Below are 13434 nucleotides of genomic sequence, written 5' to 3'. Positions count from 1 at the left end.
CGAGGTTACGCCATGCCTGCCGCCGCCGATCCGATCCGCGAGACCCGCAGCTATGTGCGCCGCGTGCTGGCCTATGCGCGGCGCGGCGTCGATCAGGCGGCGGTCGAGGCCTCGGTCTATGACAACGGCGGTCTCAGCGGCCGCTATCTGATGATGACGGTGATCTCGGCGGCCATCGCCGTGCTGGGGCTGATGCTGTCGTCGCCGGCGGTGGTCATCGGGGCCATGCTGGTCTCGCCGATGATGGGACCTATCGTGGCCCTGGGGTTCTCCTTGGCCCTGCTGGACTGGGCGCGGCTGAAGCAGTCGCTGACCTGTCTGGTGGTGGGCATGGCCGTGGCCTTGGCGGTGGCCATCCTGCTGACCCTTCTGTCGCCGTTGAAAGAGCCGACCAGCGAAATCCTGGCGCGAACCCGGCCCAACTTCTTCGACCTCCTGATCGCGGTCTTTTCCGGGGTGGCCGGGGCCTATGCGGTGGTGCGTCAGCGCGGCGAGACCATCATCGGCGTGGCCATCGCCACCGCCCTGATGCCGCCGGTGGCGACGGTGGGCTTCGGCATCGGCACAGGGGACCTGTCGATCTCGATCGGCGCCTTCTATCTGTTCATGACCAACCTGCTGGCCATCGCCCTGGCGGCGACGCTGACGGCGGGCTTCTTCGGGTTCCGCCCCCGGTTGATGGAACGGCCGTCGCCGTGGCGCGGGATCGCCGTGCTGGCCGTCTTCGTCTTGCTGTCGATCCCTCTGATGATCTCGCTGCGCGCTATCGGGCTGGAGAGCCAGGCCACGGCCGAGACGCGGACGGCGGTGGCCGACATCTTCGCCGGGTCGGATGCGCGCATCACCCTTCTGGACGCCCGCAGCGAAGGCCGGGGCGTCACCGTCTCGACCCTGGTCAGCACCCGCAAGCTGGTCGTTGACGCGCAGACGCACCTTCAGAACCGCCTGTCGGCGGCCCTGCACACGCCGGTCACGGCGACCCTGGACCAGATCGTCGTGGCCGATCCCCAGGCGGCCTCGCGCGCGGTTCAGGCCAGCGCCGGCTCGAACCTGGATCCGACCGCGACCTTGCGCACCCGCCTGTCCGAGGCCGTGCCCTTCGCCACCGACGCGGTCATGGTGGACGCCGAGGGCCGTCGGGCCATCGTCCTGCTGCGGCCGGACGCGGGCCTCGATCTGGCCAGCGCCTATGCGCTGGAGGCGGCGCTGCGCGGCCGGTTCGAGGGGGTGGACGTCTGGGTCACGCCCCCGGTGCAGGAACTGAAGACGGTCGATCTGGGCGACGCGGGCGCGCGGGCGCGGGCGGTCTGGGCCCTGAAGCGTTGGCGCGCCAGCCCGGCCCTCAGCGACTGCCGCCCCGCGCCTGGCGCGGCGGCCATCGAGGGCCAGGCGCCGTCGCCGAACACGGGCGAGGCCTTCCGCGCCCAACTGGCGGCGGCGGGCGTCTCGATCCGTGATGAAGAGGGGCCGGCCTGCCTGCGCGGCGACGAGAATCTGGCGCGACTGGACCTTGGCTGATCAGCCGCGCGCGGCCATGGCCTCCAGCACGGCGCGGGCCGCCCGCTCGGTCTCATTGAGCGGGGCGTAGGTCCAGTCGTCCAGCGATCCGTCGAAAGACCGGGCGGCGCCATGGGCCTCGAGATCAGCGTGCAGTCGGGCGAACTTGCCGGCGGGCTTCAGCGCGATCATGGGCAGGATGTGGACGGGCTTGCCGGTCGAGGCGGCCTCGGTCGCCATATTGGCGCTGTCCTCGGTGACCAGGACATGATCGGCGGCGGCCAGCATGGCGAACAGGGGGTTGTCGCCGCCGCCGTCCCAGATCCAGCCGGGCAGGGCCGACAGGCGCTCGGTCATCACTCTCTTGGCGGCGTCCGGCGTGCGACGGGAGAAGGTCAGCAGCAGCGACCCCTTCGCCGCCTGCACCGCCGTCTTGATCTGGTCGGCCAGGGCGGCGGCGTGGGCCTCGGGCAGGTCGAAGGCCTTCGACGTGCCGCCGATCATGACCGTGACGCGCGGGCGGGGCAGGGCCTCGATCCGGTCGGCGAAGGCGGGCGCGGCCTCGGCCAGCCGCTGCGGCGTGATGCGGTGCGGGCTGCCGATGATCTCGAAGACATTGTCGCCGGACAGGCTGTCATGGGCGGGGGCGACGATCAGGTCGTAGGCGCTGTTCTTCCAGCGCGGGTCCTGGGTCTGGACCGTGAAGGTCTTGCCGTGGCTCCACTCGCGGACCTTGGCCGACAGGGGCAGGCTGGCGCGCCCGGTGGCGATCCACAGATCGGGCCAGTCGGTCGCGGCGCGGGGATCGAAGGACCCCGGCGCCAGCATGGCGGGGGTCTTCAGCCCCGAGGGCCAGCGGTCGAACAGGGGCCGCCAGCGGACGGTCTTGATGGCGATGTCGGCGGGCGTCAGGCGGGCGACCGCCTCGGCCAGGCCCAGGGCCTGGTTCTGGATGCCGGTCCGGCCGTCGGATGCGACCCAGATGGACAGAGGGCGCGCGGCGGAACCGCGCGCCCCTGTGGCGTCCTCGTGAGGAGGCGAGCCTATTTCCACTCGACCTTGAGGATCTCATAGGCCTTCACGCCGCCGGGCGTGTTGACCTCGACCACGTCGCCGACTTCCTTCGAAATCAGGGCGCGGGCGATCGGCGAGGCGATGGAGATCTTGCCCGACTTCACGTCGGCCTCGTGCTCGCCGACGATCTGATAGACGCCCTCTTCCTCGGTGTCCTCGTCCACGAAGGTGACGGTGGCGCCGAACTTGACCTGGCTGCCCGACAGCTTGGTCACGTCGATGACCTGGGCGCGCGACAGCTTGTCCTCGATCTCGGCGATCGAGCCTTCGATCCAGCCTTGGCGTTCCTTGGCGGCGTGATACTCGGCGTTCTCGGACAGGTCGCCGTGCTCGCGGGCCTCGGAGATGGCCGCGATGACGCTCGGCCGTTCGACCTGCTTCAATTGCTTCAGTTGTTCGTCGAGGACACGGTAGCCCTCGGCCGTCATCGGCACTTTTTCCATTGTGTCGTGAGTTTCTTGTTTCGCCCGGAGACTAAGGAGAGACGTTTAATCGGCACAGTCACGGTCACGGGGCGCGCGTGATCGGGCAAAGAGGGTAGGGCGCCTGTTCGCCAAACTCAAGTAGGACGACGGGCGCACAGCCAAGCTGCGACGTCAGGGCTCCTGTCGCATCGGGCGACGCCCCCGTTCACGGCTCAGCCAGCGCCGCAGGGCGGTCCAGACGATCAGCCCCAGGGCCGCGCCGGCGACCAGGACGAACAGGACCGAGATCATGCCCACCCCAGCCGCGATGAAGGCGATGACCAGGCAGACAGCGGCGACGAGGGCCGCGACGAGGGAGATGACGCACAGGCGCATGGGGGCGTAAACGCCGTCGCCGGGGCGGGGTTTCAGCCTCGCGAAGCCGTGATCATCGACCGCCGCGATCAGGCGTAGGCGTACTCTCCACCGCGCTCCAGGGCGCGTTTCCAGGCCGGGCGGGCGTGAATCGCCTTCAGGAACAGGGCTATGTTGGGATAGGCCGCCAGGTCGATGGCGCGGCTGGCGGCGGCCTCCAGCGGGAAGCTCATCATGATGTCGGCGGCGCTGAAGTGCGGCCCGGCGAACCAGCCGGTGGCGGCCAGTTCGGCCTCCTGCCAGTCCGCATGGCTCTTCAACTGCGGGTTGATGAAGGTGCGCTGCGCCTTGGCGGCGATGCCGTTGACGAGGGGGCGAACCAGACCCGGCGCCCGTTTCGGCAACTGGCTGAAGACGAGCTTCAGCAGCAGGGGCGGCATGGCCGAGCCCTCGGCGTAGTGCAGCCAGTAGCTGAAGCGTCGTCCGTCCGCCGTGCCGCGCGTCGGGCGCAGTCGCCCCTCCGGATCATAGGCGTCCAGCAGGTATTCGATGATGGCGCCCGTCTCGGCCACGCGGATGTCGCCGTCGTCCAGCACCGGCGACTTGCCGAGCGGATGCACCGCCTTCAGCTCGGGCGGGGCCAGCATGGTGGCCGGGTTCCGCTGATAGCGTTTGATCTCATAAGGCAGACCCAACTCCTCCAGCAGCCAGAGCACACGCTGCGAGCGGGAGTTGTTCAGGTGATGGACGACGATCATGGGACGGGCTCCGTCTGATGAAGGCTCAGCTTGGGCGCTTTACGTCGGGTCCGTCCAGAGGGGGCAGGCGAGCCAGAGGACCAGGGCGCTCAGCAGGAGCAGGACGTGAAGCGTCAGGATCAGGCCCAGCCAGGCGGCGAACGGCTGCTTGCGGGTCTTGTGCCGCAGCAGTCGCTGGCCGAGCCCGGCGCCGAGGCCGCCGAACAGGGCGGCGGTCAGCAGTGTGCGCTCGGGGATGCGGCGTCGGCCCGATCGGGCCCGCGTCTTGTCGATGGCGAACAGGCCGAAGGCGATCAGATTGGCGATGGAGAGGGCCAGCAGGATCAGGGGCATGAGGCCGCTTGTGTCATGGGGCGCAAGAAAAAGCCCCCGGCGTCGGAACGCCGGGGGCTGATTTTCACGACTGGGCCGAGGCTCAGTTGTAGGACTGCACCGGGCGGACATCCAGTTCGCCGGCGCGGATGGCGGCGATGCCCTGGGCCGCGGCCAGCGAGCCGGCGGCGGTGGTGTAGTAGGGGATCTTCATCATCAGGGCCGTGCGGCGGATGGAGAAGCTGTCGGCCAGGGCCTGCTTGCCGTCCGTGGTGTTGAAGACCAACTGGACCTCGCCGTTCTTCATGGCGTCGACGATGTTGGGGCGGCCTTCCAGCACCTTCTTGACCAGACCGACCTCGACGCCCTGCGACGCCAGATAGTCGTGGGTGCCCGAGGTGGCGATCACCGAGAAGCCCTGCTCCAGCAGGGAACGGACGGCCTCGACGATGAAGGGCTTGTCGGCTTCCTTGACCGAGACGAAGGCGCAGCCTTCGGTCGGCAGGACGGTCCCGCCGCCGATCTGCGACTTGGCGAAGGCGCGGGCGAAGGCGGGGGCCAGATCGGCCTCGCCGTCACGCTTCCAGTCCAGGCCCATGACCTCGCCGGTCGAACGCATTTCCGGGCCGAGGATGGTGTCCACGCCGGCGAAGCGGGCGAAGGGGAAGACGGCTTCCTTGACCGCGATATGCTCCAGGTCCTTGTCCACCAGACCGAAGCTGGACAGCTTCTCGCCGGCCATGACCTTGGCGGCGATGGCGGCGACCGGCTGGCCGATGGTCTTGGCCACGAAAGGCGCCGTGCGGCTGGCGCGCGGGTTCACTTCCAGCACGAAGATGCGCGGGTTTTCGCTGTGCGGCTCCTCGATGGCGAACTGCACGTTCATCAGGCCGCGCACCTTCAGGGCCTTGGCCATGGCGGTGGTCTGACGCTTCAGTTCGGCCACGATCTCGGGGCGCAGCGAGAAGGGCGGCATGGAGCAGGCGCTGTCGCCCGAGTGGACGCCGGCTTCCTCGATGTGCTCCAGCACGCCGGCGACGAAGACGGTCTCGTCGTCGCACAGGGCGTCGACGTCCACCTCGGTGGCGCGGTTCAGATAGTGGTCGATCAGCACCGGATCATCGCCCGAGACGCGCATGGCCTCGTGGACGTAGCGGTCCAGTTGCTCGCGGTCGTGGACGATCATCATGCCGCGGCCGCCAAGAACATAGGAGGGGCGCAGCACGACGGGATAGCCGACTTCCTCCGCCTTCTGCGCGGCTTCCTCGGCGCTGCGGGCCAGACCGTTGGGCGGCTGTTGCAGGCCGATGGCCTGCAGCATCTGCTGGAAGCGCTCGCGGTCCTCGGCCAGGTCGATGCTGTCGACGCTGGTGCCCAGGATCGGCACGCCGTCCTCCTGCAGGGCATGGGCCAGCTTCAGCGGGGTCTGGCCGCCGAACTGAACGACGACGCCGATCAGGTCGCCCTTCGAGCGTTCAACGTCGATCAGCTCCAGCACGTCCTCGGCCGTCAGGGGCTCGAAGTAGAGGCGGTCGGAGGTGTCGTAGTCGGTCGAGACGGTCTCGGGGTTGCAGTTGACCATGATCGACTCGACGCCGATGTCCGCAAAGGCGAAGGCCGCGTGGCAGCAGCAGTAGTCGAACTCGATGCCCTGACCGATGCGGTTGGGACCGCCGCCGAGGATGATGGCCTTCTTCTTGTCCGACGGCGCGGCTTCGCACTCGGGGATCTGGCCCAGGGCGCCGGTCTCATAGGTCGAATACATATAGGCCGTGGCCGAGGCGAACTCGGCGGCGCAGGTGTCGATGCGCTTGAAGGTCGGGCGGACCTTCAGGGCGCGGCGGGCGCCGCGCACCTCGGCTTCGGTCTTGCCGGTCAGGGCCGCCAGGCGGGCGTCGGAGAAGCCCTTGGCCTTGAGCTTGCGGAACTCGGTCTCCGTCGCGGGCAGGCCCTGGACGCGGACGTGGCCCTCGGTGCGGATCAGGTCAGCGATCTGACGCAGGAACCAGGGCTCGTAGAAGCAGGCGGCGTGGACGTCTTCGACCGTCAGGCCGTGGCGGAAGGCCTGGGCGATGACGCGGATGCGGTCCGGCGTGGGCTCGCCCAGGGCGCGGATGACGGCGGCGCGGGCGCCCGCGTCGTCGTCGGCGTCGGCGACGCCCTCGATCTCGATCTCGTCAAAGCCGTTCAGGCCGGTTTCCAGACCGCGCAGGGCCTTCTGCATCGACTCCTGGAAGGTGCGGCCGATGGCCATGACCTCGCCGACCGACTTCATGGCCGTGGTCAGGTGCGGTTCCGAACCCGGATACTTTTCAAACGCGAAGCGCGGGATCTTGGTGACCACATAGTCGATGCTCGGCTCGAAGCTGGCCGGCGTGACCTGGGTGATGTCGTTCTGCAGCTCGTCCAGGGTGTAGCCGACGGCCAGACGGGCGGCGACCTTGGCGATGGGGAAGCCGGTGGCCTTGGAGGCCAGGGCCGAGGAGCGCGACACGCGCGGGTTCATCTCGATGACGACCATGCGGCCGTCGGCCGGGTTGATCGCCCACTGGACGTTGGAGCCGCCGGTCTCGACGCCGATCTCGCGCAGGACGTTGATCGAGCCCGTGCGCATCAGCTGATATTCCTTGTCGGTCAGCGTCAGGGCCGGGGCGACGGTGATGCTGTCGCCGGTGTGGACGCCCATGGGGTCCACGTTCTCGATCGAGCAGATGATGATGCAGTTGTCCGCCGTGTCGCGGACGACCTCCATCTCGTATTCCTTCCAGCCCAGGACCGACTCTTCGATCAGGACCTCGGTGGTCGGCGACAGGTCCAGACCGCGCTCCACGATCTCGTGGAACTCCTCGATGTTATAGGCGATGCCGCCGCCGGTGCCGGCCAGGGTGAAGGACGGGCGGATGATGGCGGGCAGGCCGACGAAGGCCAGGGCGTCGTCGGCTTCCTCGATGTGGTGGATGGCGCGCGAGCGGGGCGATTCCAGACCCAGCTTGTCCATGGCGTCGCGGAACTTCTGACGGTCCTCGGCCTTGTCGATGACCTCGGCCTTGGCCCCGATCATCTCGACGCCGTACTTGGCCAGGGCGCCCGAGGCGTTCAGGGCCAAGGCCGTGTTCAGCGCGGTCTGGCCGCCCATGGTCGGCAGGAGGGCGTCGGGGCGCTCCTTGGCGATGATCTTCTCGACGATGTCCGGGGTGATCGGCTCGATATAGGTGGCGTCGGCCACCTCCGGGTCGGTCATGATGGTGGCGGGGTTCGAGTTGACCAGGATGACCCGGTAACCCTCGGCCTTCAGCGCCTTGCAGGCCTGAACGCCGGAGTAGTCGAACTCACACGCCTGGCCGATGACGATCGGGCCGGCGCCGATGATCAGGATGGACTTGATGTCTGTGCGCTTGGGCATCGGCGTTACTCAGTTCGTCACGACCGCGCACTCCCAGCCGTCGTAATCGAGCTGGAAGGCCGCGGCCCAGGATTGCATCATGGCCGACACAGGCGAGAACGACGCCTCATCGACCGGCATGGTTGTTTCCAGAACGGTCATGTCGCCCTGGCCCCGAGTCAGAAAACCCGCACGACGCGCGACCTCGCAGAGATCGCCGTGCGCATCCTCGTCGCCGTAGAAATAGAACAACGTATGGCGCGGGGTGATCCCGCTGTCGCCCTGCTCGGCCAGAGCAGCGCGCACCATAGCATCCTTTTCCTCGTGACTGTTCAGCGCCGGGCTCCACGCGCGCGAAGAAACCGGACGCAGGGCGAGGCCCGCGACCGATCCGTTCAGGTTGTCGGTTAAGCGGCCCGTTTAGAGAGCCGGACCCCCGCTGGCAAGACCCGGAAAGCCTTGCAGCAGGCAAAGAAAAAGGGCGGCCCTCGCGGGCCGCCCTTCAACCTGTCTTCAGACCGGAATTACCAGGGACGGTAGTTCAGGCCGACGAAGAAGCGACGACCATAGGGGTCGAAGTTCGAGTACAGGGTGGTGCCCAGGTAGGACGGCTGTTCGGCGTCGAACAGGTTCACCACGCCGGCGCGAACCGACAGATCGTCACGAACGTTCCAGCGCACCGTCACGTCGTTACGCACGAAGTTCTCGGTGTCCAGTTGGTCCGAGGTGCGCGAGTCGGCGTTCAGCACCCAGTCGCGAACCTGGACGATGTCCTGGGCGGCTTGCCAGTCCGCCGTCCAGTTGACACTCCAGACGTCGTTCGGCGTCCAGGTCAGCGACGAGGACAGACGCACGCGCGGGTAGCCGATCGTGCTGGACAGGTCGTCGTAGTCGGCGGGGTCGGCTTCGTTCAGGAAGTTCTTCTGCTCGATCAGCCAGTTGCCCGACAGCGAGTAGTCCAGAACGCCCCAGTTGCGGCCCAGCATCTCTTCGAAGTCGAAGCTGTAGCGCGCCGTGACGTCCAGGCCGCGGGTTTGCAGCTTGGCGTAGTTCAGCGAACCCTCGATGAAGCCGCCCACCGGGTCGCCGTTGGGGGCGCCGATGCCGAACTCGATGTTCGGGTTGTTGCGGAAGATGGTCGAGCAGGCCGCCTCGTTGAGGCTGTCGCCGTTGACGCAGTTTTCCGCCGCCGTCTGGGCCGACACCGCAGCGATGACCTGTTCGATCTCGATCTCGTAGTAGTCGAGGACCAGCGAGAAGTTCGGGATGAAGCGGGGCTTCAGCACCGTCGAGAAGGTGAAGCTGGTCGATTCTTCCGGCTTCAGGTTCGGGTTGCCGCCGGCCGAACCGGAGATGCCCGAGGTGTAGGTCGGGTTGAAGTCGTCGGCGTTGGTGGCGGTGGCGCCGGCGAAGTCGAAGGTCAGGCCTTGCTGCGCCGCCAGGGCGGTGCAGTTCTTGATGCGGTTGGCCTTCTTGTCGGCTTCGGAGACCGCGGCGATGTTCAGGGTCGCGCACGGATCGACGATGTTGTTCAGGAAGGTTTCGCTGAGCGGCGAGAAGTTTTCGCCCAGGTCAGGCACCCGAACCGAGGTGTTGTAGCTGGTCTTGAAGCTGATGTCCGGGATCGGACGATAGACCAGGTTCACGCCATAGACATCGACGTTGCCCACGGTGGAGTAGTCGGCGTAGCGGTACGAACCGCTCAGCTCGGCGTACTCGCCCAGGAAGCTGTCGCGGAACAGCGGGATCGACAGCTCGGTGAAGACTTCCTTGGACTCATAGGAGGCTTCCGGGAAGTCCGGGCCCGAGTTCAGGAAGAGCAGGCGGCCGTCGGTGTCGCGATCGCGGCCGGTGGCTTCGGTCGTTTCCTTGCGGTACTCGCCGCCGATGGCCAGGCCGATGGCGCCGGCGCCCCAGAAGTCCCACAGGTTGCCCGAGACCGAGCCCAGGAATTGCTGCTGCTCGTTACGTTCGGTGATGCCGATGACGGCGTCGACGTATTCGAGAGCTTCGGCGCTCTGGTTGCCCTTGCCGAAGATGTTCAGCGGGGTGCACTGCGAGATCGAGTCGCGGCCGTACTGGGTGTCGCGCAGATCGCCGCCGCGTTGCGGGTCGCCCAGGGCGCCGTTCGGCACGCCTTGAGCGTTCAGCAGTTGGACGCGGCAGACGATTTCGCCAGCCTTGCCGTTGACGAGGCCGGCGGTGTCGACGACGGCGTCAGCCGCCAGGGCGAAACGTTGACCATCGACGCCGCGTTCGCGGTTTTCGATCTCGACCTTGCCGTAGGTGTAGCCCAGATCCCAGGCGATGTCCTTGACGAAGCCGAGCTGGTCGAAGTCGCCGCGGGCGCCGACGACGTAGCGCTGCAGTTCACGCGTGTTGTCTTGGGTGCGGTCGGGACCGAACAGGGTGTGGCGGGCGTTCTGCAGGGCGATGCCCGGCAGGGCCTGGCCGGCCGCGTCGGCCGTCGGGCGGCTGTAGGGCGTGACGACGTTGGTGCGGATGGCTTCCTTGACGATCGACGGCAGGAAGGCGTTGTCGTCCCAGCGCAGGTCGAAGTTGTTCACCGCGTAGATCGGGTTGGCGGTGTTCGCGTCGTAGGAGTTGACCAGGTCGACGTCGAAGAAGGTCGGCTGGCCGCGGTCGAAGGTGTCTTCCGTGACGTACTTGGCTTCGCCGTACAGTTCGATGTTGTCGGTCAGCTTGAAGGTCGAGCCGACCTGATAGCGTTGCGACTCCGAACGCGGGACGCGCGAACCGGTCGAGAAGTCGGCCGGGTTCTCACCGTCGCCGCCGATGTTGTAGGGGCGGTTGATGCCGGTCTCGCCGACGCGCTGACCGAAGTTGGCCAGGCGAGCGCCGCCGTTTTCGTACCAGAAGGTCTTGCCGGGCGCGACGCCGAAGCAGTTGGCGCTGTACGAGAACTCGCCGCCGGGGAAGCAGTCAGCGTAGGCGACGTTCGGGTTGGTCAGGTCGCTGGGACGCTGGACGTTGGCCAGGGTGGTCTGACCCCAACGCGGAATGTCCAGACGCTTCACGCCGGTGAAGACGTGGGTGTCGATGCGGCCGTCGTACTGGGCGTTGGTCGGATCGGCGTCGATGCCCAGGCGAACGGGAGCGCGACGGATCCAGTCGATGTCCATCGAGGTGACTTCGTCGATCTGCTCGTATTCAGCGTGAGCATAGACGTTCAGACGGTCGTCGAAGAAGTTCTTGCCGATCAGGGCCGAGACGCGCTTGTTGGCTTCGCCGCCCTGGTTGATCATGCCGTAGTTGGCGTCGATCTCCAGACCTTCGAAGTCCTTGCGCATCACGAAGTTCAGCACGCCCGAAACGGCGTCGGCGCCGTAAACCGACGAGGCGCCGCCCGTGACGATCTCGATGTTCTGGATCAGCAGACGCGGGATGGTGTCGATGTCGACCGACAGCGAGCCGCCGGCCGAACCGACGTGGCGGCGACCATCGACCAGGGTCAGGGTGCGGTTGGAGCCCAGCGAACGCAGGTTCGGCAGCGACAGGCCGCCGTCGCCCAGGTTCGAGCCCGTCGTGTCCGACGGAACGACCGAATTGCCCAGGGCCGGGATGGTGGCCAGATAGTCCATGACCGTCGTCTGGCCGGTGGTCAGCAGCGCTTCGCGCTGGACTTGGATCAGCGGGGTCGGCGCGTTGGTCGGATCGCGGCGGATGCGCGAACCCGTGACGACGATCTCGCCCACTTCGGTGGCGACGTCTTGCGCGACCGGCTGAGCAGCGTCGGCCGACTGGGCCATCGCCGGAGCCGTCAGCGCGAAGGCGCTCACCAGAACCGTGGAACCGAGGAGGAAAGCTCTCATTACTTTAATACACCTGACACAAAAAAGCCGGAAGCGGTCACACATTCCCCCGGCTGTGACCGAAATTGGGCTAAACCTGCCTAGGTTTGGTCAAAGTGTGGATGAGATGACACCTTGTGGTCGTAGTGGTGCAAGCAAGACACATTTGAGACGATCTCGGTCTCAATATTTGGTGTCACGACGTTCACTGAATTGAATGCTGTGAAATGGGCGATTTTCATTCGAAGATCGTCGATATTTATCTGGATTGTTCCATCGCGGCGATCCAGTCGGGCAACTCGGCGATGCGGCTGAGAGAGACGTAGCGCGGGTGTCCTTCGGGCGCGTCGGCCAGTTCGTGAGCCCAGGTGATGTGGTAGGGAATGTGGGCGGCGAAGGCTCCGGCCTCGATGGCCGGCAGGACATCGGACTTCATGGAATTGCCGGCCATCACCGCCTCGGCGGCGCCGCTGCCGTGCAGGGCGAAGGCGCGGTCATAGGTGGAGCGGTTCTTCTCCGACACGATCTCGACGGCGGCGAACAGGTCGCCGAGACCCGAGGCCGCCAGCTTGCGTTCCTGATCCATCAGGTCGCCCTTGGTGATCAGGACCAGGCGGTATTTCTCGGCCAGTTCGGCCAGGACTTCGTCGACGCCGGGCAGGGTCTCGACCGGATGGGCCAGCATCTCGCGTCCGGCGGCCAGGATCTCGCGGATGATGTGCGGCGGGGCGGCGCCGTCGCACAGCTCCATGGCCGTCTCCAGCATGGACAGGGTGAAGCCCTTCACGCCATAGCCGTAGAGACGCAGGTTGCGCTGCTCGACCTCGGCCAGACGCCCCATCATCACAGGCTCGTCGGCGTGGTCGGCCAGCAAGTCCACGAACCGCTTCTGGCTGAGGCGGAAAATGGTCTCGTTGTGCCACAGGGTGTCGTCGGCATCGAGGCCGACGGTGGTGATGGTCGTCATGGGAGCGTCCGGGTCAGGCGGTGTTTAGGCTGGGCGCTTCCTAGACCCCCGCTGATGGCGAGGGTAGGGCGCCGGGCGGTCCAGCGGCGGCTCGGCGACGTATTTCTTCCCGACACGGAAGGACGAAGGCCATGATCAAGGGTTCGGCGATCATCGTGGGCGTGTCGGGCGGCGTGGGACGGGCGCTGGCGCAGCAACTGGGCCATGCGGGCGACCGCGTGGTGCACGGCCTGTCGCGCACGCCGGTCGCCCCCATCGACGGCGTGACGCACGGTCTTCTCGATCTGGAAGGCGAGGTCGGCCTGGCCACCGCCGCCGCAAGGCTGGCCGAGGGGCCGGCGCCGACCCTGATCGTGGTGACGACCGGGGTGCTGCATTCGGGTCAGACGCCGGAACGCAGCTGGCGCGAGCTGTCGGCCGATCATCTGATGCGCGATTACCGAATCAACGCCGTGGGACCGGCCCTGGCGGCGCGTCACTTCCTGCCCCTGCTGCCGCGCGACCAGCGGGCGGTGTTCGCGGCCCTGTCGGCGCGGGTCGGCTCCATAGGCGACAACCGGCTGGGCGGCTGGCACAGCTATCGCGCGTCCAAGGCGGGGTTGAACATGATCCTCAAGACCCTGTCGGTGGAACTGGCGCGCACCCATCCGCAGGCGGTGGTCGCGGGTCTGCATCCGGGCACGGTGGACACGCCCTTGAGCGCGCCCTTCCAGCGCGGGGTCAAGCCCGATCAGCTGTTCTCCCCGGCGTTTGCCGCGGCCAGCCTGCTGACGGTGATCGAGGGTCTGACGCCGGCGTACAGCGGCGGCGTATTCGCATGGGACGGCGCGCGGATTCCCGCGTAAAGGGCGGG

At 67.2% G+C, this 13434-nt stretch carries 11 protein-coding genes; 2 read left to right on the top strand and 9 right to left on the bottom strand.

Going from position 1 to position 13434, the window contains the following annotated elements:
- Positions 1-12 precede the first annotated feature (12 nt).
- Positions 13-1518 carry a DUF389 domain-containing protein gene (locus B3K53_RS07825; RefSeq protein ID WP_292083624.1) on the top strand — a complete coding sequence of 502 codons (1506 nt, stop codon included), beginning with the start codon at positions 13-15 and terminating at the stop codon, positions 1516-1518.
- Here the strand turns inward: B3K53_RS07825 and B3K53_RS07820 are convergent, their stop codons facing one another.
- From B3K53_RS07820 to B3K53_RS07780, 9 genes are all read right to left on the bottom strand, one after another.
- Positions 1519-2550, bottom strand: coding sequence for a mitochondrial fission ELM1 family protein (locus B3K53_RS07820; protein WP_292083623.1), 1032 nt, complete (start codon positions 2548-2550; stop codon positions 1519-1521).
- Positions 2541-3014 carry a transcription elongation factor GreA gene (gene greA / locus B3K53_RS07815; RefSeq protein ID WP_292083622.1) on the bottom strand — a complete coding sequence of 158 codons (474 nt, stop codon included), beginning with the start codon at positions 3012-3014 and terminating at the stop codon, positions 2541-2543. The genes B3K53_RS07820 and greA overlap by 10 nt, the downstream gene beginning before the upstream one ends.
- Before the next feature lie 153 nt (positions 3015-3167).
- The gene (locus tag B3K53_RS07810; RefSeq protein ID WP_292083620.1) at positions 3168-3371 is read right to left on the bottom strand and encodes a hypothetical protein; all 204 of its coding nucleotides are present in this window, start codon (positions 3369-3371) and stop codon (positions 3168-3170) included.
- 68 nt (positions 3372-3439) lie between these two features.
- Positions 3440-4108 (bottom strand): glutathione S-transferase, encoded by a 669-nt coding sequence (locus B3K53_RS07805; RefSeq protein ID WP_292083619.1) that lies wholly within the window; start codon positions 4106-4108, stop codon positions 3440-3442.
- 39 nt (positions 4109-4147) lie between these two features.
- A complete protein-coding gene (locus B3K53_RS07800) occupies positions 4148-4441 on the bottom strand; it encodes a DUF1294 domain-containing protein (RefSeq protein ID WP_292083618.1) in 294 nt (97 codons plus the stop codon).
- Between the two features lie 82 nt (positions 4442-4523).
- Entirely contained in the window at positions 4524-7823 is a 3300-nt protein-coding gene (carB, locus tag B3K53_RS07795) for a carbamoyl-phosphate synthase large subunit (RefSeq protein WP_292083617.1), read from the bottom strand.
- Between the two features lie 9 nt (positions 7824-7832).
- Positions 7833-8111: a ribonuclease E inhibitor RraB gene (locus B3K53_RS07790; protein WP_292083616.1), complete on the bottom strand. Its 279-nt coding sequence runs from the start codon at positions 8109-8111 to the stop codon at positions 7833-7835.
- Between the two features lie 215 nt (positions 8112-8326).
- Positions 8327-11635, bottom strand: a complete 3309-nt coding sequence (locus B3K53_RS07785) for a TonB-dependent receptor domain-containing protein (protein WP_292083615.1) — start codon at positions 11633-11635, stop codon at positions 8327-8329.
- A gap of 238 nt (positions 11636-11873) precedes the next feature.
- A complete protein-coding gene (locus tag B3K53_RS07780; RefSeq protein WP_292083614.1) occupies positions 11874-12581 on the bottom strand; it encodes an HAD family hydrolase in 708 nt (235 codons plus the stop codon).
- Between the two features lie 131 nt (positions 12582-12712).
- On the opposite strand from B3K53_RS07780, the gene B3K53_RS07775 reads away from it, so the two are divergent.
- A complete protein-coding gene (locus B3K53_RS07775; protein WP_292083613.1) occupies positions 12713-13426 on the top strand; it encodes an SDR family NAD(P)-dependent oxidoreductase in 714 nt (237 codons plus the stop codon).
- Positions 13427-13434: the final 8 nt, after the last annotated feature.

The sequence above is a fragment of the Brevundimonas sp. UBA7506 genome (assembly GCF_002479495.1).
Lineage (GTDB): Bacteria > Pseudomonadota > Alphaproteobacteria > Caulobacterales > Caulobacteraceae > Brevundimonas.
The sequence above is the reverse complement of the archived record's forward strand: the minus strand, read 5'-3'. Positions and strand labels throughout refer to the sequence as shown.

Bases quoted from the DNA above. Each gene is read 5' to 3' on its own strand.
- B3K53_RS07825 (WP_292083624.1), top strand. From the start codon at position 13: ATGCCTGCCGCCGCCGATCCGATCCGCGAGACCCGCAGCTATGTGCGC.
- greA (WP_292083622.1), bottom strand. From the start codon at position 3,014: ATGGAAAAAGTGCCGATGACGGCCGAGGGCTACCGTGTCCTCGACGAA.
- B3K53_RS07810 (WP_292083620.1), bottom strand. From the start codon at position 3,371: ATGCGCCTGTGCGTCATCTCCCTCGTCGCGGCCCTCGTCGCCGCTGTC.
- B3K53_RS07805 (WP_292083619.1), bottom strand. From the start codon at position 4,108: ATGATCGTCGTCCATCACCTGAACAACTCCCGCTCGCAGCGTGTGCTC.
- B3K53_RS07800 (WP_292083618.1), bottom strand. From the start codon at position 4,441: ATGCCCCTGATCCTGCTGGCCCTCTCCATCGCCAATCTGATCGCCTTC.
- carB (WP_292083617.1), bottom strand. From the start codon at position 7,823: ATGCCCAAGCGCACAGACATCAAGTCCATCCTGATCATCGGCGCCGGC.
- B3K53_RS07790 (WP_292083616.1), bottom strand. From the start codon at position 8,111: ATGGTGCGCGCTGCTCTGGCCGAGCAGGGCGACAGCGGGATCACCCCG.
- B3K53_RS07785 (WP_292083615.1), bottom strand. From the start codon at position 11,635: ATGAGAGCTTTCCTCCTCGGTTCCACGGTTCTGGTGAGCGCCTTCGCG.
- B3K53_RS07780 (WP_292083614.1), bottom strand. From the start codon at position 12,581: ATGACGACCATCACCACCGTCGGCCTCGATGCCGACGACACCCTGTGG.
- B3K53_RS07775 (WP_292083613.1), top strand. From the start codon at position 12,713: ATGATCAAGGGTTCGGCGATCATCGTGGGCGTGTCGGGCGGCGTGGGA.